General features: G+C 63.7%; 17 protein-coding genes. 10 read left to right on the top strand and 7 right to left on the bottom strand.

Annotated elements, in window-relative coordinates; translation table 11 throughout:
- Positions 1-4 precede the first annotated feature (4 nt).
- The 3 genes from ATN38_RS04050 (at position 5) to ATN38_RS04040 (ending at position 1944) form a co-directional block, all read left to right on the top strand.
- On the top strand, positions 5-646 hold the full coding sequence (locus ATN38_RS04050; RefSeq protein ID WP_054780876.1) for a TetR/AcrR family transcriptional regulator: 642 nt from the start codon (positions 5-7) through the stop codon (positions 644-646).
- A 97-nt stretch (positions 647-743) separates the two neighbouring features.
- Entirely contained in the window at positions 744-1244 is a 501-nt protein-coding gene (locus tag ATN38_RS04045) for a nuclear transport factor 2 family protein (protein WP_003946235.1), read from the top strand.
- Between the two features lie 25 nt (positions 1245-1269).
- Positions 1270-1944 carry a pyridoxal 5'-phosphate synthase gene (locus tag ATN38_RS04040; protein ID WP_218747610.1) on the top strand — a complete coding sequence of 225 codons (675 nt, stop codon included), beginning with the start codon at positions 1270-1272 and terminating at the stop codon, positions 1942-1944.
- Between the two features lie 18 nt (positions 1945-1962).
- On the opposite strand, the gene ATN38_RS33355 is transcribed toward ATN38_RS04040, so the two are convergent.
- The 3 genes from ATN38_RS33355 to ATN38_RS04025 form a co-directional block, all read right to left on the bottom strand.
- A complete protein-coding gene (locus ATN38_RS33355) occupies positions 1963-2271 on the bottom strand; it encodes a hypothetical protein (RefSeq protein WP_306669658.1) in 309 nt (102 codons plus the stop codon).
- A 340-nt stretch (positions 2272-2611) separates the two neighbouring features.
- Positions 2612-3262, bottom strand: a complete 651-nt coding sequence (pnuC, locus tag ATN38_RS04030; RefSeq protein ID WP_050654516.1) for a nicotinamide riboside transporter PnuC — start codon at positions 3260-3262, stop codon at positions 2612-2614.
- The gene (locus ATN38_RS04025; RefSeq protein WP_135000451.1) at positions 3262-4866 is read right to left on the bottom strand and encodes a peptide chain release factor 3; all 1605 of its coding nucleotides are present in this window, start codon (positions 4864-4866) and stop codon (positions 3262-3264) included. The genes pnuC and ATN38_RS04025 overlap by 1 nt, the downstream gene beginning before the upstream one ends.
- 352 nt (positions 4867-5218) lie before the next feature.
- On the opposite strand from ATN38_RS04025, the gene ATN38_RS04020 reads away from it, so the two are divergent.
- Positions 5219-6853: a fatty acyl-AMP ligase gene (locus ATN38_RS04020; RefSeq protein WP_209909546.1), complete on the top strand. Its 1635-nt coding sequence runs from the start codon at positions 5219-5221 to the stop codon at positions 6851-6853.
- Positions 6854-6856: 3 nt separating this feature from the next.
- Here the strand turns inward: ATN38_RS04020 and pth are convergent, their stop codons facing one another.
- Together pth and ATN38_RS04010 are read right to left on the bottom strand one after the other, a co-directional pair.
- Positions 6857-7429 carry an aminoacyl-tRNA hydrolase gene (gene pth, locus ATN38_RS04015; protein WP_003946229.1) on the bottom strand — a complete coding sequence of 191 codons (573 nt, stop codon included), beginning with the start codon at positions 7427-7429 and terminating at the stop codon, positions 6857-6859.
- Positions 7430-7535: 106 nt separating this feature from the next.
- Positions 7536-8144, bottom strand: a complete 609-nt coding sequence (locus tag ATN38_RS04010) for a 50S ribosomal protein L25/general stress protein Ctc (RefSeq protein WP_003946242.1) — start codon at positions 8142-8144, stop codon at positions 7536-7538.
- Positions 8145-8434: 290 nt separating this feature from the next.
- Between ATN38_RS04010 and ATN38_RS04005 the strand changes: the two genes are divergently transcribed.
- Positions 8435-9640 (top strand): GAF domain-containing protein, encoded by a 1206-nt coding sequence (locus ATN38_RS04005; RefSeq protein WP_042448934.1) that lies wholly within the window; start codon positions 8435-8437, stop codon positions 9638-9640.
- On the opposite strand, the gene ATN38_RS04000 is transcribed toward ATN38_RS04005, so the two are convergent.
- Together ATN38_RS04000 and ATN38_RS03995 are read right to left on the bottom strand one after the other, a co-directional pair.
- Positions 9637-11097, bottom strand: coding sequence for an FAD-dependent oxidoreductase (locus ATN38_RS04000; protein WP_063316788.1), 1461 nt, complete (start codon positions 11095-11097; stop codon positions 9637-9639). The two genes, ATN38_RS04005 and ATN38_RS04000, sit on opposite strands and share 4 nt — an antisense overlap.
- An 82-nt stretch (positions 11098-11179) precedes the next feature.
- A complete protein-coding gene (locus ATN38_RS03995; RefSeq protein WP_050654520.1) occupies positions 11180-12361 on the bottom strand; it encodes an aminotransferase class V-fold PLP-dependent enzyme in 1182 nt (393 codons plus the stop codon).
- 14 nt (positions 12362-12375) lie between these two features.
- On the opposite strand from ATN38_RS03995, the gene ATN38_RS03990 reads away from it, so the two are divergent.
- From ATN38_RS03990 to egtD, 5 genes are all read left to right on the top strand, one after another.
- Positions 12376-13650: an APC family permease gene (locus ATN38_RS03990; RefSeq protein ID WP_042448927.1), complete on the top strand. Its 1275-nt coding sequence runs from the start codon at positions 12376-12378 to the stop codon at positions 13648-13650.
- A gap of 78 nt (positions 13651-13728) precedes the next feature.
- A complete protein-coding gene (gene egtA, locus ATN38_RS03985) occupies positions 13729-14952 on the top strand; it encodes an ergothioneine biosynthesis glutamate--cysteine ligase EgtA (RefSeq protein ID WP_050654522.1) in 1224 nt (407 codons plus the stop codon).
- Complete coding sequence (gene egtB / locus ATN38_RS03980) at positions 14949-16256, top strand: ergothioneine biosynthesis protein EgtB (RefSeq protein ID WP_054782048.1); 1308 nt, start codon at positions 14949-14951, stop codon at positions 16254-16256. Before egtA ends, egtB begins: the two co-directional genes overlap by 4 nt.
- 1 nt (position 16257) lies before the next feature.
- The gene (gene egtC / locus ATN38_RS03975) at positions 16258-17004 is read left to right on the top strand and encodes an ergothioneine biosynthesis protein EgtC (RefSeq protein WP_218747609.1); all 747 of its coding nucleotides are present in this window, start codon (positions 16258-16260) and stop codon (positions 17002-17004) included.
- Positions 17001-17972 (top strand): L-histidine N(alpha)-methyltransferase, encoded by a 972-nt coding sequence (egtD, locus tag ATN38_RS03970; protein ID WP_218747608.1) that lies wholly within the window; start codon positions 17001-17003, stop codon positions 17970-17972. The genes egtC and egtD overlap by 4 nt, the downstream gene beginning before the upstream one ends.
- The last annotated feature ends 5 nt before the right edge of the window (positions 17973-17977 follow it).

Genomic DNA, 17977 nt, shown 5'->3' with positions numbered 1-17977 from the left:
CAGAATGCAGACCGGAAAGAAGACGGGGCGGCCGCCGACGTTGTCGACAGTGGACATCGTCGAGGCCGCCCTCGCCGGTGATCTGAGTGAACTGACCATGCCGAGCGTGGCAAAGCGGCTGGGCGTCAGTCATTCTGCACTTTATCGCTACTTCGCAGACCGCGAAGCGCTGCTGCGTGCCTGCTCGGATCATGTTGTGCGTCAGACTGTATGGCCCGATACGAATCGTCCGTGGCGCGAATTCCTGAAGGATTTCTGCGACGTTCTGTGGTCCTCGTTCGAGCGCTATCCAGGTCTGGCCCAGGTCGGTCTCGCAGTTCCGGGCACGCCGCCGGCGATAATCGAGATCGTGGAGAAACTGGTCGGTTCGTTGACTGCGCAAGGCTTCACACCCCACGATGCGATATTGGCGGTGGACTTCATCTCCGAGGTGACGATGACGCAGTTCGCAATGATGGCGGCGATGGACAAGACCGTCAGCTCCGCCGATTCACGTTCCGCGCGACAGGCGTATCAGGAAAGTTGGAATGCATCGGAGTCGTTGATCGAGGGAATCGGCGACGAATCGACGTGGCACGGGCGAGGTTGGTTGGACGAGAAGATCACGATCATGCTCGACGGCCTGGAAAAGCGTGTTATCGGCTGACATTTCTACTAGCTTTGAGAGTAATGCCCGTTTCGGCGTGATACAGGCTAATGTGCACACATAGGACGGGTGGTTGCTGCACCGGGAGGCGGGGATCATGGATCTCGAAGCGATTGTTCTCATCCAAAGACTCAAGTACCGATACGCACGCGCCTTGGACACCAAATCGTGGGTCGAATTCGCCGACACTCTGACCGTCGACGCCACCGCGATCTACGGAGAACAACTCAGTTTCGATTCCCGAGATTCGTTCGTCTCCTTCCTCGAGAACACTCTCGGATCACACATCATCACCGAACATCAGTGCGGGCAACCCGAGATCGACGTCGACGGAGACACCGCAACCGGGATCTGGTGCCTCGCGGACACAGTGGTAATCCCCGAAGACGGCATGCTGCTTCGCGGATCGGCCTTCTATCACGACAGATACACCCGCTGCAGCGACGGTGAATGGCGAATCTCCCACACGAGCTACGAGCGGACCTGGGAATCGGTGGTGGCGCTCGCCGACATGCCGAGTTTCCGATTGACGTCCAACAAGTGGGCGCTGCTGCAGCAACCGTCGTTCGGCGACTCGGTCGTTCGCAACGTCTCCTGAGGTCGCCCGCGATTAGAGTCGGCTCATGGTTGATGCAGATTTTTCGCTGCCTGACGTACGGACGTGGATTCGCGGTATCCCCGCGCTGACCGGAACTCCGCCGCCCGCGCCCGAGTGTTTTCCGGAAAAGCCGGGGGAGTTGTTCCTCGACTGGCTCCGTGCGGCCGTGGCCTTCGGCGTCGTCGAGCCACACGTGTGTGCGCTCTCGACCGTGGACGGCGACGGTATGCCTGATTCTCGTTTCCTCATCCTCAAGGACGTGACCGAGGGTGGGTTCTGGTTCTCTGGTTCAGCTGCTTCGCCGAAAGGTGTTGAGTTGAAAGAAAATCCGCGAGCATCGCTCGCCTTCTACTGGCGCGAAACAGGCCAACAGGTCCGGATTCGCGGAACGGTTCGCGAGGGCGACGACGCACTTCGACGCCGAGACTTCGTCGAACGCTCCGTCACGGCGAGAGCGGTGGCGACGGCAAGTGAGCAGAGCGAGGTGCTCGAAGACTTAGGGGCGTACGACATGTCGGTGGCCGCTGCGGAAGCAAGAATCAGCGACGACCCAGGGTTCGTGTCGAAGGACTGGCGTGCGTGGTGCCTCGAGCCGGAGTCTGTCGAGTTCTGGCAGGCAGACTCCGGGCGTCGACATCAGCGGTGGTTGTACCGGCGCGGCTCGGACCGAGCATGGACACGAGCAGTGCTGTGGCCCTAAGGGGCAGCTGGGCCCAGATCAGCTCGCGCTGATCTCCGGCGATACGAGGTTGACGACGATCGACTGTCCGCCCAGCTTGGCGTGGATTTCGGGATGTTCGAACCCCGAGGACAACAGGTAGCTGCCGAGCATCGTGAGCAACTCGTCCAGATCCGTCGTGGGATCGGAGGAATGTGCGCTCGAGGGTGAGGCCTGATTTGCGATGAGTTCGGTGTGGGTGAGTCGACCGGCCACTCGAACGGCGGCTACGCCCATCGCGTCGCGACGTACGACGGTACGACTCCGAGTTTCGAGCGTCCTCGATGATTCGCGTGTTGAAGCTGGCACTGAAAGGTCCTCTCCGCTGCTGTGTGCGGCCGTGGTTCGGGCAGGAAGCGGAAACGTGAATGCATCGGATTGCTTGGGTGCGGTCGACAGAAAATCCGCTGTGGCGGTGGCACTGCTGGAACCGTTACCCGTGGAAAGGTTGCTCCCAGAACCATTGCTTGCAGAACCATTGCTTGCAGAACCATTACTTGCGGAACTATTGGCTCTCGATCCGTTGCCGGAACCGTTGGGGCCCGCTATTCCGTGAGAATTCTTGTCTTCCATTGTTTCGCTCCTGATGCCCGTAAACAGACCGCCGGTTTGCTTAATCGACGCAAACATACCAGGAGTTGGTTTACGGTCACACCCCTTGTGGAGTTCGGCGTTGAATGCGCAGCCACATTGCGAAGCCCCACAGGACGAAGAATGCATAGACCAGATAGAGGATCGCCGAAGGGTAATAGCCGGCTCGGAAAAGAAGGGGAACACCAACGGCGTCGACGCCGATCCAGATGAGCCAGAATTCGGTCCAGCCGCGCGCCATGCCGTATGTCGCGAGGATGGAGCCGGTGAAGATCCAGGCCTCCGCCCACGCTCCGTACGAGCCGAGGAGGTCGAAGATCCAGGCGAAAGCGATTGTGCCGCTGGTCATGACGGCGATCATGGCGACGCGCTCGCGAGTTGTCGCCCAATGGGGCAGGACTGCGCGACCGGAGTCGCGTGCCCCGCGTCGCCACTGAGTCCACCCGTAGACGCTGACGGTGATGAACAACAACTGACGGCCGGCCTGGCCGTAGAGATTGAGCTCTTGCGGCGTGTGGAAAAGTGCGCCCATGAACACCGTGAACAACAAGGCATTTCCGGCTATACCGACGGGCCACGCCCATACCGAGCGTCGCGCGCCCGCGATCGCGGAGCCGATTCCGAACGCGTTTCCGATGATCTCCCGCCAGAGAATCGTGGCGCTGCCGATGTGCAGTTCGGCGTCGAACAGCGCCTCGATCAGGCTCATCAGTCCGCAGCAGCGACGAGGGGTTCGAGCGTCAGATCCGGGAGTTCCTTCTGGATGTACTGCAGGCGCCACTTGTCACTGACCAGGGCGAGCAGAACACCGTCGGAACGGGTGAAGACCTCCACACCTCGTTGACGGTTCAGTTCGACCTCGGACGCGGCGTCGGTACGGCGAGCCAATGCGTAGCCGAGCGGTTCCATCTTGGCCTCGACGTTGAACTCGGCCTTCATGCGTGCTGCGACGACCTCGAACTGCATCGGGCCGACGGCCGCCATGACGGGGGAGGCGTCGCCGCGGATGTCGTTGCGGAGAATCTGGACGACGCCCTCGGAATCGAGTTGGTCGACAGCACGGCGGAACTGCTTGTACTTGCCGGCGCTTTCGGCGCGCAGGATCGAGAAGTGTTCCGGCGCGAACGACGGGATCGGCGGGAACTCCACCTTCTTCTCGGTGTACAGCGTGTGGCCGGGTGCGAGTGCGGTGGCGTTGACGAGGCCGACGACGTCGCCGGGGAACGCGGATTCGACGGTGGAACGTTCACGTCCGAACACCGTCTGGGCGTACTTGGTCGTGAAGGGCTTGCCGGTTTGGGCGTGTGTGACAACCATGCCGCGCTCGAACACGCCGGAGACGATGCGCATGAACGCCAGACGGTCGCGGTGCGCGGTGTCCATACCGGCCTGCACCTTGAAGACGACCGCACTGAACGGATCGGTGACCTCGCGCGGCTTGCCGCTGAGGTCTTCGCGCCCACGCGGCGGCGGCGCCAATTCGACGAGGGTGTCGAGGATCTGGCGGACGCCGAAGTTGAGCATCGCGGACGCGAAGATCACCGGGGAAGTCTGACCGGCGAGGAACATCTCCTGATCGTGGTCCTGGCCGGTAGCGGAGAGCAGTTCACTCTCCTCGGCCGCGGTCTCCCACTCGGAGCCTTCCTTGGCGAGCGCCGCGTCGGCGTCCATGACCTCTTCGGGGGCGATCTTCGCGCCGCCTGCGGTACGGGTGAAGCGGACGTACTCGCGAGCCTCACCGTCTTCACCGCGCCGCAGCAGTCCGCGGAAGTCGCCGGCGATGCCGACCGGCCAGTACAGGGGGGTGGGTGTGAGGCCGATCCGTTCGCTGATCTCGTCGAGCAGTTCGAGAGGAGTCTGACCGGGACGGTCCCACTTGTTGATGACGGTGATGACCGGAATGCCGCGGTGACGACACACCTGAAACAGCTTGAGCGTCTGCGGTTCGAGGCCCTTGGCAGCGTCGATGAGCATGACCGCCGCGTCGACGGCGGTCAGGACGCGGTACGTGTCCTCGGAGAAGTCGGAGTGACCGGGGGTGTCGACGAGGTTGATGACGTTGATCTGCTCGTCCGGGGTCTCGGACGAGTGGTAGTTGAACTGCAGTGCGGTGGAACTGACGGAAATGCCGCGGGCCTTCTCCATCTCCATCCAGTCCGAGACCGTCGACTTGCGGCCTGCCTTGCCGTGGACGGCTCCTGCCTCCGAGATCTTCTTCGCGTGCAGTGCCAGCGCTTCGGTCAGCGTCGACTTTCCGGCGTCGGGATGCGAGATGACGGCGAAGGTGCGGCGACGCTCTGCCTCGGCGGACAGGCCCTTGGTCGTCGTCGTGACCGCGACCGACCCGCTCTCGGTTGAATCGGGGCCTTCGGTGTCGGACTGGACAGTCGAGTCGGAAGGGACGGTCGAGTCGGACGGGGTAGTCAACGAAGAACCTCTCGAAGTGGGCGTCGGTGCCGGCGACGTGCCGGTGCGCGGACAGGTGGAGAGTGCGGCAGCACAACAGAGAAAGGATACTCGCAGACCACGATGCAATAGCCACTGCGGCGTAACACTCGGCGAACGATCGCTGATTATCCATGTATGTGTGTGTTCGAACACACAGCCATTTGTGTCCTGCGAAGAGTTGCACTGATCGAAGAGTGACACTGACCGAGGAGTTGCGTTGAGCAAGTTCACCGAAGAGATGTATGCGACCGCCGCAGTCACCGACCGCGGCCTGGTGACGGGAGAGCCGGACAACGCTTTCCGTCAGACCTGGGGCGACATCCACCAGGAGGCTAGGCGCATGGCCGGCGGCCTGGCCGAGGTCGGTATCGATCGCGGCGTCGCGATCGGCATTCTCGCCGGACAGCCCGTCGACATCGCACCTGCCTGCCAGGCGACGTGGATGCGCGGTGCGTCGGTGACGATGCTGCATCAGCCGACCCCCCGAACGGATCTGGGCGTCTGGGCTCAGGACACCGAGACTGTGATCGACATGATCTCCGCGAAAGCCGTCATTCTTGGTGCGCCCTTCGACGCGGCCAAGCCGCTCCTCGAAGAGCGTGGCATCACCGTCGTGACGGTGGACGAGCTTCGCAGCGGAACGTCGATCGATCCCGTGGAGACGGCCGAATCGGATATCGCACTCCAGCAGTTGACGTCCGGTTCCACCGGTTCGCCCAAGGCCGTGCAGATCACGCACGAGAACTTCTACACAAATGCCTACGCCATGATCAACCGCATCAAGTTCTCCATCGAAGACGACGTGATGGTGAGCTGGCTTCCGCTCTTCCACGACATGGGCATGGTCGGTTTTCTCACGGTTCCGATGCAGGTGGGCGCAGAGGTCATCAGCATCACGCCGATGGATTTCCTGCGCACCCCGGTGCTGTGGGCCGAACTGATGGGCAAGTACGGCGGAACCGTCACCGCCGCACCGAACTTCGCGTACTCGCTCTTGGCTCGTCGACTCGCACAGGCGGAAGACGGGGCAGTCGACCTGTCCAGCGTCCGATACATGTGGAACGGCGCCGAGCCGGTGGATCCCGACACGATGGATGCACTCGCCGAGGCAGGTGCGCGTTTCGGTTTGAACCCGACTGCGCTGGCGCCCGTGTACGGAATGGCGGAAACCACGCTCGCCGTGTCGATTCCGGATCCCGATCAAGGTCAGGTCCTCGACTACGTCGATCCAGACTTTCTCGAGTCGATGTCTCGAGCGGTGCCGTCCAATCGCCCCAACGCTCGTGCCCTCGCCACACTCGGCAAGATGGTGCCTGACCTCGAGGGACGCATCGTCGACCGTGACGGTCAGGTGCTTCCGGCCCGCGGTGTCGGAATCATCGAGGTTCGCGGCAAGGCAGTCACCCCCGGGTACGTCACGGTCGACGGACACAAGCCGGCCCAGGACGCCGACGGTTGGCTCGACACCGGTGACGTCGGGTACTTCACCGAGGAAGGACTGGTCGTGGTGTGCGGGCGAGTCAAGGACGTCATCATCATGGGCGGCCGGAACGTGTACCCCACAGACATCGAGCGGGCGGCCGGAACCGTTGCCGGTGTGCGTCCCGGAAATGCCGTCGCGATTCGTCTCGACGCCGGCCAGAAGCGTGAGAGCTTTGCAGTCGCCGTCGAGACCAACGCTTTCGAAGATCCGGAAGAGGTCAAGCGTATCGAACGCGAAGTGGTCCACGCCGTGGTTGCCGACGTCGGTGTCCGACCTCGCACCGTTGCGGTCCTGGGTCCCGGCAGTATCCCGAAGACGTCGTCGGGGAAGCTCCGCCGCGCCAATTCGGCTGCACTGCTGGGTAACTGACCGTCAGTGCAGGCGGTTCTGTGCGGCTTCCAACCCGAGTTCGAGCAGTAGCTCCACTGCATCCGCAGCCTCTTCGCATACGAGATCGAGTTCTTTTCGCTCCGTGGACGAGAACGGCTTGAGAACGTAGTCCGCCGGGTCCATGCGGCCCGGCGGACGACCGATCCCGACGCGCGTGCGCAGGTAGTCCTTGGTGGTCAACGAACTCGAAATGGACCGCAGGCCGTTGTGGCCGCCTTCGCCGCCGCCGAGTTTGAGTCTGATCGTCCCGAAATCGAGATCCAGTTCGTCGTGGACGACGATGATGTTCGCGGCGTCGACCGAGAAGAACCGCGCGAGACCGGCGACAGCGCCACCCGAGAGATTCATGTACGAGCGTGGTTTTCCGAGAATCACGCGTCGGCCGGCGAGGCGACCTTCGACGATTTCGGCACCACTCTTCTTGTGTACGTTGAACTTTCCGCCCATGCGCCCGGCAAGGGTGCCGGCGACCATGAAGCCGACGTTGTGCCGGGTCTTCTCGTACTGGGGGCCGGGATTACCCAGGCCGATGACGAGGGCGGTATCTGTGCTCAACGGACGCTACTTTCTGGCTTGATTTTTCCTGCTACGCACGAACGGCGCGTCACTCCGAATCGGAATGACGCGCCGCGCGCAGTGAGTTCTGTTGGAACCGAGAGGATCAGGCCTCTTCTGCAGCCTCGTCGGCGGCGGGAGCTTCTGCGCCCTCTTCGAGGTCTGCCTCGGTGGGTGCAGCAACGACGTTGACGATCAGGGTGTCGGCGTCAGCCTGCAGGGTCGAGCCCTTGGGCAGTTCGAGCTGGCTGGCCAGGATCTGGGTGCCGATCTCGAGACCCTCGACCGAAACCTCGATCTGCTCGGGGATGTGAAGCGCGTCGGCCTCGATGGAGATCGTGGATGCGTCCTGCGCGACCATCGTGCCTGCAGCAGCATCGCCGACGACGATGACGTTCACGTCGATCGTGACCTTCTCGCCCTTCTTGATGACGAGGAGGTCGGCGTGCTCGATGTAGTTGCGGATGGGGTGCACGACGACCGACTTGGTCAGTGCAACCTGCTCCGTGCCCTCGATGTCGAGGGTGAGGATGGCGTTGGTGCCGTGTGCACGGAGGATGGCGGCGAAGTCGCGAGCCGGCACGTTGAGGTGGCGGGGATCTTCACCGTGGCCGTACAGAACCGTGGGGACCTGGCCGTCACGACGTGCGCGGCGAGCTGCGCCCTTGCCGAATTCGGTGCGGACGACGGCGACGAGGTTGTTTTCTTCAGACATGATGAAACGGCTCCTACAACTCACGGGGTTCGTGCTCGGTTTACTGACGTGTGGTTTTGCCTGCGGCAAGGCGGACAGGCGCGCACACGGCCAGGAGCGAAACGCTCGAGCTGAGCCGTAGCCGCGTCGATCACGGTAAACCTGCAACGTGTGGAACTGCTGCGATTCACCCTCGCCGAGACAACTTTGGATACGTTACCGGAGTTTGCTCCCGGCCGCTAATCGCAGGTGGTGGGGACCTGGCCGTGTGGACGTGGTTCGCGTCACATCGAAAGCGGTAGCCTGACGGAGTGACCACCGTGGGGAACGCTCCCGAAGGCAGTCGGCTCGGTGCCGTCGTGCCGGGTACCGACCTGTCGCAGCATGCTCGCCTACTCAGTCGGGTGCACGACGCAGTTCTCTCCGGGCAGGAACCACCGGCGCAGCCGCGGACCGTCGTGGCGCGGTCGTGGTCGAGGGTGGCCGCCGGCGGGCTCACGCCGGATCACTGCGGTGCGTCTACTGTTGCCGATTTCTCCGAGTTGGAGGCGAGGCGTTCGCGTACCGCGCTGCGAAGCGTTCTGCCCGAACTGCGAACCACGCTCACCGAGGTCGCCGAGGACGCGGGCTTCATCGTGGTCGTTGCCGACGCCGACGGTGTCCTGCTCTGGCGCGAAGGGGCGAAGACCGTCAAACGTGCGGCGGACGCTCTCGGGTTCGCGGAAGGCGCACGCTGGTCGGAGCAGTCGGTGGGGACCAACGCGATAGGTACCGCGCTGATCGAAGACTCTGCGGTGCAACTCTTCTCGGCCGAGCACTATGCGCCCACGCATCACAATTGGTCGTGTACCGGCTCGCCCGTGCACGACCCACGGACGGGCGAGATCCTGGGCGTGGTGGACATCAGTGGATCCGCAGCTTCGGTTCATCCCACCACCGTCGCGCTGGTGCGCACCGCGGTTCGCCTCGCGGAGGCGACGCTGTGGCGCGAGCACGCAGCTTCGCTCGAGCGCCTGCGCTCGCGCGCGGCGCCGTTGTTCGCGGCAGGCACAGGTCCGGCATTGGTGGTCGACGAGTTCGGCTGGGTAGCCGGCGCCAGCGGGATTGCCGCGCCCGACCGTGTGGCAGCACCCAGTGCGGGAAAGCCCGTCATCGTGCCAGGTCTGGGGATGTGTCTGCCTGAGCCGCTCGGAGACGGCTGGCTGTTGCGCACCGGCGTCGGCGGGCCGTTGATCGAGCTGGAGCTGGCCCTCGGCGCATCGCCGCAGGTGACGGTGCGTGGTGACGCCAACTGGACGCGCGCGCTTTCGCCGCGTCACGCCCAGATCTTGCGGGCACTGGCAGCCGTCGGTTCGGCAGGTGTGGATGCCGCAGGCCTGAGCGAAGTGCTCTTCGGTGATCGCGAGCATGTCGTGGCAGTGCGCGCCGAGGTGTCCAGACTGAGGAAACACCTCGGCGCAGTCCTGCAGACTCAGCCGTACCGCTTTGCCGAGGGCGTGCGAGTTGTGGTGATCTAGCGCGCCGCGCTGATTCCGGCACGACGTCCGAAGAAGCTGCCGTCGCCGAGACTTGTCCCGCTGGCGTAACCGCCCGCACAGACACCGGACGTGCAGCGACCCGCTGCGAAAAGTCCGGGGATCGGCGCACCCGAGACGTGCAGAACCTCGGAATCGACGGTGGTCTTCAATCCTCCCAGCGTGAATCCGCCTGTGCGGCCACGGAGATCGATTGCCGCGAACGGGCCGACGATCGGCTTCACCCACTCGGACTTCTTGCCGAGCACCGGATCCGAACCTTCAGCCGCGTGCCGGTTGTAGAGGTCGACGGTGGATTGCAGCGATCCGGCGGGCAATCCCATCTCGCCTTCGAGTTCCTCGACGGTCTCCGCCACCCAGCTCGGCTGCGCCCGCAACTGTGCACTGGACGATTCGGCATTCATGCCTTCCTCGTACGCAGCTTCGTCGATCACGAGGAATGCCTGGTTGTCCTGCTGGAACAGCGTTGCCTGGCCGATGCGGCCGGGGTAGGTGTCCTCGGGGATGTATCGCTGACCGCGGCCGTTGACAAGAATGCCGCGCACCATCAACTGTGGGTCGCAGAAGAACGCGACCTCGGTGGCGTCCATGTGTGCGGTGTCGGCGCCGAGTGCCTGACCGATCTGGATTGCGCGGCCGTCGTGCGCCTCGATGGAGGCCGCCGGGTGGCCGAAGATACGCGGTGCGTTCGAGCGCACCATCTCGTTGTTGTACGCGAAGCTGCCCATCGCCAGCACGACGCCCTTGCGTGCGCGAATCGCGACGTCCTTGCCGTAACGCTTGGCGACGACGCCGACAACCCGATCGCCGTCTACCACCAGAGTTTGGACGCGCAGATCGTATTCTGCTCGGACACCGAGCTTCTCGGCCGTCTCGACGAGTGGCTTCATCAGCATGTAGCCGCCGCCCTTCTCGCCGGTGTTCTTCTCGGACATCTGCGGAACGTGTCCGCGGGGCGCGGGATCGACGAGGGTGTTGAACGGCGCGGCGTTCTCGCCTCCCGAGTACATGAGGCCGTCGTCGTACGGCGGTTCCCAGCCGGGCTGACCCCAGAACGATTCCTTGAACGGGACCCCGGCGTCGACGAGCCAGTTGTAGTGATCGACGCTGCCCTCGCAGTACGCGTCGATCTTCGTATCGTCGGTTCCGGGGCCGAGCGCTGCCTTCATGAACGTCTTCATGTTCTCGACCGAGTCCTCGAACCCGCACGCCTTCTGCAACGGCGTTCCACCGCCCAGGTAGATGAATCCACCAGCCAGTGACGCGGCTCCGCCCCAACCGCCCGTCCGCTCCAGGACGAGCACCTCGGCGCCGGCACGAGCTGCTTCGATCGCAGCGGTGACGCCGGCGATGCCGTATCCCGCGACGACGACGTCGGCCTCGTAGTCCCAGGTGGTGATGTCGGCAGCGGAGATCGGTCTGACGGTGGGGTCGGCCATGCGAATAGTCCTCTCGGAAGGCGAAACTGCTGATCACCCCACAGTTGCAGTTTCGACTTCCGCAGATCAGGCATGGTCCCGGTCAACGGGAGGTTTGCAAACTCCTCACCGCGCCCAGAAATGTGTCCAGGTCGGCTTCGTCGACGAAGTAGTGCGGCGATGCGCGAACCACGGCATCGAGCCCGCGGGCATCCATGTCGAGGAGGGTGGACCCGCGACCACTGACGGTGACGGTGATGTTCTGTGCTGCAAGCTGATCCCGAACCAGGTGCTCGGAAATACCGTCGACGGTGAAGGAAACGATGCCGCTCAGATGGGTTCCTCGATCGCGGACTTCGACTCCGGAAATCGCTGCCAGACCTTCCCTCAGCGTGACTGCTCGGGATTCGATCTGCTCCCACGCCGTGTCGGTGCCGATCGAGAGCAGATAGTCGGCGGCGACGCCGAGACCCAGGCGCGCCGCGACACTCGTTTCCCAGAGCTCGAATCGTGTTGCGTCCGGTGCGGGTACGAAGCTGTTCTCGCCGGTCCATTCCGCTCCGTGCAGGTCCATCGCAGCGGGTTCGAGTGCGTCGACGAGTCCGGGGCGGACGTACAGGAATCCGGTTCCGCGTGGCCCGCGGAGCCACTTGCGGCCGGTTGCGCTGAGGGCGTCGACGCCGAGTTCGGTGACGTCGATGGGCAATTGGCCGACGGACTGGCATGCGTCGAGCAGAACGAGCGAGCCGTGGGCCCTCGCGAGTTCGACGACCTCGCGGACGGGGTTGATCAGGCCGCCGTTGGTGGGGACGTGGACGACGGAGACGACGCGAACACGATCGTCGAGCATGTTCTCGAGTGCGTCGAGGTCGATGCGTCCGTACTGATCGCTCGGGATGATCTCGACGTGGGCACCGGTCGAACGCGCCCGCCCCAGTGCAGCGATGGCGTTGCTCGCGTATTCGACTCCGCTGATGAGAATTCGATCACCGGGTCCGAGCGGAACGGCAGCGAGGAAGTCGTTCCACGCGCGGGTCGCGCTGTCCGTCAAAGCGATATCGGTTGCCTGAGCACCGATGACCCGGGCCAGCGAATGGGGAACAGCAGCGAGGGCGCCGCTCTGACGAGCAGCTGCGACGTATCCGCCGACGTCGGCTTCACGTCGCAGGTGCTCGATCATCGTGGCCGGCACCGGCTCGGGCGGGAGCGAGGATCCCGCGCTGTCGAGGAACACCTTGTCAAGGCATCCGGGAGTGTCGCGGCGGATCGTGTCGAGATCGAACATGGCACCTTCCGTTCATGTCGGTGTGGTTCAAACTACCTGTGAACGAAGCTGTCCCGATGGAGCGAAGACTGGGCACGGCCGATGCCGTGGTGATCGGCCTCGGCGCGATGATCGGCGCCGGAGTCTTCGTGGTGTTCGCGCCCGCTGCCGCAGTAGCCGGTACCGGGTTGCTTGTGGGCCTGGCGATTGCAGCGTTCATCGCATTCTGCAACGCGACGTCGTCGGCGCAGCTTGCGGCCAGATACCCCACTTCAGGTGGGACCTACGTCTACGGACGTGAGCAGCTCGGACCCTGGTGGGGGTTTGCCGCCGGCTGGTCGTTCGTGATCGGGAAGACCGCGAGCTGCGCGGCAATGGCTCTGACTTTCGCGACGTATGTTGCGCCTACGGCCTGGCGTGTCCCCGTCGCGGTATTGGTGGTGGCAGCGCTGGTTGCAGTCAACTACCGCGGAGTCACGCGGACGGCGCACATGGCCAGGGTGATCGTCGCCGTGTCGACGACGGCGCTGTGTGTAGCGCTGGTGGTTGCCGTCGTCGGTCCTGGTGCGGTGCGCGAGTTCCCGGATCTCGCATTCGGGTCGTGGTACGGAATTCTGCAATCGGCGGGACTGCTGTTCTTTGCCTTCGCCGGGTACGCCAGGATCGCGACGCTGGGGGAGGAAGTGCGTGATCCGCGTCGAACGATTCCGCGGGCGATCCTGATCGCACTCACCGTCGCCGTCATCCTCTATGCGCTGGTAGCGGTGGTGCTGTTGGTGACGCTGGGACCTGATCGGCTGGCGAATTCGGCGCGACCACTGGCAGATGCGGTGGGCGCAGTCGGGTGGAGTTGGGCCGTTCCCGTAGTGGTGATCGGTGCCGCGGCGGCGTCGGCGGGGGCGCTGCTGGCTCTGATCGCCGGCGTGAGTCGTACGGCGATGGCGATGGCCCGCGAGCGCGATCTGCCAGTGGCCCTCGCTGCAGTCCATCCACGGTTCGGGGTCCCTCACCATGCGGAACTTGTGGTCGGTGCCGTTGTGATCGCCTTGGTCTCGACAACCGATCTTCGTGGGGTGATCGGCTTTTCGTCGTTCGGAGTGCTGCTCTACTACTTCGTCGCGAACGTGAGTGCGTACAGCCAACGCGGTGTGGACCGGATGTATCCGAAGTGGCTGCAAGCGGTCGGCGCGGCTGGTTGTGTCGTTCTGGTGGTCACACTTCCGTGGATCGCGGTTGTTTCCGGCGCAGGTGTGGTTCTGGCCGGTTGTGGGTACCGGTGGATACGACTGAAGAAATTCAACGACACGTAACACCACAAAGGGTGCATCTCGGACGTTGGCGTTCTATCGTCGGTAGCGACCGCGAAGACCGCCCGAAGGGGAAGTCGAATGGTGACAGCAGCGTTGACAGCAGCACAGACCACGCAGGTGGATTCACGTCCTGCGGCCGAGGCCTACGTCGGTGGTGTGTGCTTCAAACAGGGGCCACCCCGTTTGGTCGGAGCTGAGCTCGAATGGCTGACCAGCCAGGTTCCCGGTGGGGAGCGGCCGTCAGCAGCGACTCTGGCAAAGGCACTCGGGCGATACGCGCCCACCAGTATCGACCCGGATTCACCAGCGGTTCCGCTTCCTCGTGGCAGCCTCGTCACCGTAGAACCTGGCGGACAGATCGAACTCTCGTCAGCGCCGCGGACGTCCGCCCGAGAACTGTGTGACTGTCTCGACGAAGACCGTCGTACTCTCGAAACACTCCTCGCGTCGTACTCCATCGAAATCAGTTCTGCCGCGGCCGACGTCGCCCGCCCACCTTCCCGGATTCTCCGGTTGCCACGTTATTGCGCAATGGAATCCCGCTTCGCCGGGATAGGACCGTATGGCACCTTGATGATGTGCAATACAGCAGCAGTGCAGGTCAGTGTCGATGCCGGCGGCAGCCCGGAGTCCATTGCCCAGCGTTGGCGGCTCCTCGGGGACATGGGGCCGGCGCTCATCGCTGCGTTTGCGTGTTCTCCACGCTTGCAAGGGGTTCCGAGAGGGGATTGGGCGTCCCAACGCATGCGGACGTGGCTCGAACTCGATTCCTGGCGAACGGTCGCAGTCCCGGAAGTGCAGGACTACGCCGGCTGGGCGCTCGATGTTCCGCTGATGTGTGTGCGAAACGAGGGCGACGATTGGACGGCTCCGCGGGGTGCCACTTTCGGGGACTGGATAGACGGCGCTTTGGATGCCGAGATCGGACGCCGACCCGTCTGGGCGGACTTGGACTATCACCTGTCCACGCTGTTCCCGCCGGTTCGCGCTGTCGGCCATCTGGAGGTTCGCTACATCGATGCGCAGCCGGGGGATCTGTGGCGAGTACCGGTAGCAGCGATCGACGCGTTGCTGTCCGGGCCTGCCGTGATGCGTGAGGCGAGTGATGCCGCAGCGTCGACGGCCGGGAGATGGCGGGATGCGGCAGAGTACGGTTTGGACGACGTCGAACTGCGTTCGGCGGCAACCTCTCTGATGTCGCTTGCCGCGTCGTACGCGCCGGAGCCGCAGTTTGTCCGTCTTCTCGACGCGGCTGCCGAACGGTGTTGTCGCGCAATCGTGCCCGGTGAGAGCGACACATGACGGGGGAGATCACCAAGGAAGCGGTCGAGGCCGTACTTCTGCGAGCGCGTGAACGGTCGACGCTGCTCACCGACTGCGTCGACGATACCGAATTGGTCGCTCAGCATTCCCCGTTGATGAGTCCACTCGTGTGGGACCTGGCGCATATCGGCAATCAAGAGGAACTCTGGCTGGTGCGAGATGTCGGTGGCCGCGATCCGGTGCGTAGCGACATAGACGAGCTGTACGACGCGTTCAAGCATTCGAGATCGTCGAGACCCACACTTCCCCTGCTCAACCCGGCCGAGGCGCGCGAATACGTACGTACGGTTCGCGGGAAGGTCTGGGATGTGCTCGAAGCCAGCACCTTCGGGCGCACAGAACTCGACATGGACGGTTTTGCCTTCGGGATGATCGCGCAGCACGAGCAGCAACACGCCGAAACCATGCTCGCAACACACCAATTGCGTTCGGGACCCACGGCACTCGTTGCGACTCCCGCTCCGCAAGCGGCCCGCATGCCGGAACTCGACGAGGTCACCATCGCGGCCGGCCCCTTCGTCATGGGGACCGACGACGAACCGTGGGCACTCGACAACGAGCGCACTGCGCATCAGGTCTATCTCACCGACTTCGCGATCGACAGATTCCCGGTCACCAATGGGCAGTTCGTCGAATTCATCGAGGACGGCGGCTATTCCCGACCGGAACTGTGGTCCCGTGACGGTTGGCGGCATCGCGTCGACGCGAAACTCCGTGCACCGCTGTTCTGGGAACGCGACAGTTCGGGTTGGTGGCACGAGACTTTCGGCGTCGAGGCTCCGGTCCCACCGGACAAGCCCGTCGTGCATGTGAGCTTCTACGAAGCCGAGGCCTACGCGAGTTGGGCAGGCAAACGGCTTCCCACCGAGGCGGAATGGGAAAAGGCCGCGCGGTGGGATCCGGAATCCGGAAGATCGCGACGATTCCCGTGGGGGGACGTGTCCGCAGACGAGAATCATGCCAATCTCGGTCAGCGCCATCTCGGTCCCGCCGGCGTCGGCTCGTACCCGGCGGGTGCGTCGGCAGCGGGTGTCGAGCAGTTGATCGGTGACGTGTGGGAGTGGACGTCTTCGGGTTTCCATCCGTATCCGGGTTTCCGGGCCTTCCCGTATCGGGAGTATTCGGAGGTGTTCTTCGGCGGCGACTACAAAGTGTTGCGAGGGGGATCGTTCGGGACCGACAGCGTTGCCTGCCGGGGGACGTTCCGCAACTGGGACCACCCGATCAGGCGCCAGATCTTCTCGGGTTTTCGCTGCGCCAGAACGATTTCGGGTAGATCCTGACATGTGTCGGCACCTCGGGTATCTCGGGCCGCCGCGTTCGGTTCGTGAACTCCTCCACGACGGCGAGAACTCACTGATGCGACAGTCGTGGGCACCTCGCGAGATGCGTGGCGGCGGGACCATCAATGCCGACGGATTCGGCGCGGTGTGGTGGAACGGTGGAAGGCAGGGACGGTACCGCAGTATCTCGCCGATCTGGTCGGACCCGACAGTCGACGAGACGTTGTCCCACATCATTTCCGGATCCGTTCTCGCCGCCGTACGTTCCGCGACGGAGGGGATGGCCGTCGAGATCGGCGCCTGCGCACCGTTCGTCGACGGAACCTACGCTTTCAGCCACAACGGAGCGGTATCCGGTTGGCCTGGCTCACTCGCCGACTTGGCAGCAGAAGTTCCGGCCGTCGAATTGCTGAAGATGCCCGCGCCGACGGATGCTGCCTTGTTGTGGACAGTGCTTCGGCATCGGTTGAAGTCGAAGCCCGCGGAAGCCGCCGTGACGAGCCTGGTTCACGATGTGGCTGCGGCGGCACCGGATTCACGATTGAACCTCCTGTTCGGCGACGGGCAGGAACTGTGGGCCACGGCGTGGGGCCACACGTTGTACACGCGGGTCGACGAGTCGCGGGCACTGATCGTTTCCGAACCGTCCGATGGTTCGCCGGACTGGGAGCAGGTGCCGGACCGGCACATCGTCTGCGCGCGTCCCGGCCATTTGATCATCACCCCGATACCGATGGGAGAACAATGAAAACCCCTACGCTCGAGGTTTATCTGACACCGGCCGAATCGGTCGACGCATTGCGAGCCGAGGCCAGGGAGGGCTTGACCGCTACGCCGAAGTGGCTCTCGCCCAAATGGTTCTACGACGCGCGTGGAAGTGAACTGTTCGAGGAGATCACGGCCTTACCCGAGTATTACCCCACCCGTACCGAACGCGGCCTGCTCGCTCGGTACGCCGACGAGATCGCGGCGTTGACCGAACCCGAGATCCTGATCGAACTGGGTTCAGGTTCCTCTGAGAAGACGCGGTTGCTCCTCGACGCGATGACGGCTCGCGGAACTCTGCGAACGTATGTACCACAGGATGTTTCGGTGACGGCCCTCGAAGGTGCGGCGCAGCAAGTCGGTGCCGAGTTTCCCGGAATCGACGTGGTAGGGGTGGTCAGTGACTTCACCGGTTCGCTGCATCATCTACCCGGGGGTGGACGGCGCGCGGTCGCTTTTCTCGGTGGAACTCTCGGCAATCTCATTCCGGCAGAACGCGCCGAGTTCCTCTCGGGCATTGGCGCGGTGCTCGATCCCGGTGAGAACCTGATCCTGGGCGTGGGATTGGTGATCGATCCCGCAGTCCTCGTGCCCGCCTACGACGACGCTGCCGGTGTGACTGCTCAGTTCAATCTCAATGTTCTCTCGGTCCTGAACAAGCAACTGGGAGCGAACTTTCCCTTGGAGGACTTCCGTCACGTCGCGCTCTGGGATGCCGAGAACGAGTGGATCGAGATGCGCCTGGAAGCACTTCGTGAAGTCTCGGTGCACATCGACGACCTGGATCTGGAGATCACCTTCGCAGCGGGCGAGCAGCTGCGCACCGAGATCTCGGCGAAGTTCACCGAGGAGGGGATTGCCGCGGAACTCGCGTCCGCGGGCTTCGGGGTGCGGAAGGTGTGGACGGATCAGGATCAGCGCTTTGCGCTGTTGTGCGCGCAGCGGGCGTGAAGTGG

Origin of the sequence: Rhodococcus sp. FH8 (genome assembly GCF_019266085.1) — a bacterium.
Lineage (GTDB): Bacteria > Actinomycetota > Actinomycetes > Mycobacteriales > Mycobacteriaceae > Rhodococcus_F > Rhodococcus_F qingshengii.
Note: the sequence above shows the minus strand (reverse complement) of the source record. Positions and strands in the feature narration are given on the sequence as shown.

Bases quoted from the DNA above. Each gene is read 5' to 3' on its own strand.
- ATN38_RS04050 (WP_054780876.1), top strand. From the start codon at position 5: ATGCAGACCGGAAAGAAGACGGGGCGGCCGCCGACGTTGTCGACAGTG.
- ATN38_RS04045 (WP_003946235.1), top strand. From the start codon at position 744: ATGGATCTCGAAGCGATTGTTCTCATCCAAAGACTCAAGTACCGATAC.
- ATN38_RS03990 (WP_042448927.1), top strand. From the start codon at position 12,376: ATGTCGGTGTGGTTCAAACTACCTGTGAACGAAGCTGTCCCGATGGAG.
- ATN38_RS04000 (WP_063316788.1), bottom strand. From the start codon at position 11,097: ATGGCCGACCCCACCGTCAGACCGATCTCCGCTGCCGACATCACCACC.
- egtC (WP_218747609.1), top strand. From the start codon at position 16,258: ATGTGTCGGCACCTCGGGTATCTCGGGCCGCCGCGTTCGGTTCGTGAA.
- ATN38_RS04010 (WP_003946242.1), bottom strand. From the start codon at position 8,144: ATGTCTGAAGAAAACAACCTCGTCGCCGTCGTCCGCACCGAATTCGGC.
- egtA (WP_050654522.1), top strand. From the start codon at position 13,729: ATGGTGACAGCAGCGTTGACAGCAGCACAGACCACGCAGGTGGATTCA.
- ATN38_RS03995 (WP_050654520.1), bottom strand. From the start codon at position 12,361: ATGTTCGATCTCGACACGATCCGCCGCGACACTCCCGGATGCCTTGAC.
- egtD (WP_218747608.1), top strand. From the start codon at position 17,001: ATGAAAACCCCTACGCTCGAGGTTTATCTGACACCGGCCGAATCGGTC.
- pnuC (WP_050654516.1), bottom strand. From the start codon at position 3,262: ATGAGCCTGATCGAGGCGCTGTTCGACGCCGAACTGCACATCGGCAGC.
- ATN38_RS04040 (WP_218747610.1), top strand. From the start codon at position 1,270: ATGGTTGATGCAGATTTTTCGCTGCCTGACGTACGGACGTGGATTCGC.
- egtB (WP_054782048.1), top strand. From the start codon at position 14,949: ATGACGGGGGAGATCACCAAGGAAGCGGTCGAGGCCGTACTTCTGCGA.